This is a genomic window from Cohnella hongkongensis, from assembly GCF_042654645.1.
GTDB lineage: Bacteria > Bacillota > Bacilli > Paenibacillales > Paenibacillaceae > Cohnella > Cohnella hongkongensis.
In genome coordinates, this window is the sequence record NZ_JBHSEP010000045.1 from 1 (window position 1) to 1714 (window position 1714).

Consider the following 1714-nt stretch of genomic DNA (forward strand, 5'->3'; position numbering starts at 1 on the left):
GAGAAAAGTATATTTGAGTACATCGAAGTTTTCTACAACAACGAACGTATTCATTCGTCGATTGGCTATCTCACCCCATCTGATTTTGAACGACAATATTACTTTAATACGGTGAATCATTAAAATTCATGTCTACTATCTTGACAGAGATCCACTTTCCGCTAACTCTTTTTGTGTCCATCCCTCCTTGTACTCCCCAAACGAAACCGACTATTTCATGGCGGTTTCTTGTGTCGCGTTTTTTTCTGGACCCTCGGGGGGATCTGACTTCTTGATTGAACTTGCTGACGAAGCTGATTCGGTGGGGACAACCTTAGATGTAGAATCAGATGCCGTGCTCGTCCGCTTCGCTCCCTGCGCGCGGAACGAACCCCAATGTCCTCCTTCGGACCGGGCGACTCCCCATTCTTCTCCACAACAAAAAACTCTGACCTCGTGCGGTCAGAGTTTTTATGGTGGAGCCGAGGGGAGTCGAACCCCTGTCCGAAGACAACGCCACGAATGCTTCTACGGGTGTAGTGACAGATTTGATGTCACCCTGGGGACTCCCTGTCACAGGATTCCCTTCGGGTCAGCCTGATTGTCTTCTTCAGCTAGCCCCAGGCGGAGACTAGACAGCGTATCCCACTAAAGTTGAGCCCTTAGCCCGCCACATGGGCGATGGAGAGTAAGAGCCTGGAGGCCGTTATTAGGCGGCCAGAGCCAGAGATGGTTGTTTAGCTTTGCCGTTTATATTGGCTTCCGCGTTAGTGAAGCAGACGCAGCCCTACTACCCGCTACACACGCTCGTCCTGTCCCCGTCGAATCCATAAACGGCCCCGAAGTTGGGTTGCCGGACGCGTAGGCGCCGGAACTCCATAAGGTCACCCGCGACAGGATGATTAGAATCAAGCAGTGTTGCAAAACCTATTATAACACATCCATCGAGCCATTGCCCGTAATGTTGCTGCCAACGCTGGCACATTGTGCTCAAGCAGCCAACCGCCTTAGCAATATCATCGCATAAGCAATTAATTATACGTTTTTCTGCTTCTCCCGAAGAATCCGCTGGATGTCGCGCTGAGCGTCCCGTTTGGCGTCGGACTCGCGCTTGTCATACAGCTTCTTCCCTTTGCCGTAGCCGATCAGGCATTTGGCATAGCCGTTACGAACGTACACTTTAAGCGGGACCAAGGTGTATCCGTCGCGCTTCGTCAGGCCGAGCAGCTTGTGGATCTGCTCCTTATGAAGCAGAAGCTTCCTAGCCCTAGTGGGGTCCGAAGGATTGTGACGGTTGCCTTGCTCGAACGGACTGATGTGCATATTATGGAGGAAAATCTCGCCGTTGCGGATCGTCGCGAACGAATCGTTCAGATTCGCGCGGCCGGTGCGCAAGGATTTGATTTCCGTGCCCGTCAGCACCATCCCGGCTTCGTAGGTGTCCTCGATGAAGTAGTCGTGGGATGCTTTCTTATTCTGCGCCAACGGCTTGTCGTGCTGACTTTTCTTTCCCACTTCTCCTCACCTGCTCTCCCTAGAATTCCAAAATGCCGGAATTTTATTATACCACGCGGCGCACAGCGCCTTCAACAACCATTAGTTTGGGCCCAGGCTCCACGCATCGAAATTCCATCTATGCGTTTATTCGTGTGAAATCGAGCCTATTGTGATCCATATACAGATTAATCGATACGAACTTCCCTTTTTCGCATTACAGCAACGGAATGGCTCTAGT

The 1714-nt window shown here is 51.2% G+C and carries 2 protein-coding genes and 1 other RNA gene; 1 reads left to right on the forward strand and 2 read right to left on the reverse strand.

Features of this window, described 5'->3' with window-relative positions; genetic code table 11:
* Positions 1-123, forward strand: a 123-nt coding sequence (locus ACFO3S_RS27845) for an IS3 family transposase (RefSeq protein ID WP_378103034.1), incomplete at its 5' end; no start/stop codon positions are given.
* Positions 124-453: 330 nt separating this feature from the next.
* Here ACFO3S_RS27845 and ssrA read toward each other — a convergent pair.
* Together ssrA and smpB are read right to left on the reverse strand one after the other, a co-directional pair.
* Positions 454-820: a transfer-messenger RNA gene (ssrA, locus tag ACFO3S_RS27850) on the reverse strand.
* A gap of 194 nt (positions 821-1014) precedes the next feature.
* Positions 1015-1494 (reverse strand): SsrA-binding protein SmpB, encoded by a 480-nt coding sequence (gene smpB, locus ACFO3S_RS27855; RefSeq protein ID WP_378103031.1) that lies wholly within the window; start codon positions 1492-1494, stop codon positions 1015-1017.
* Between the last annotated feature and the right edge of the window lie 220 nt (positions 1495-1714).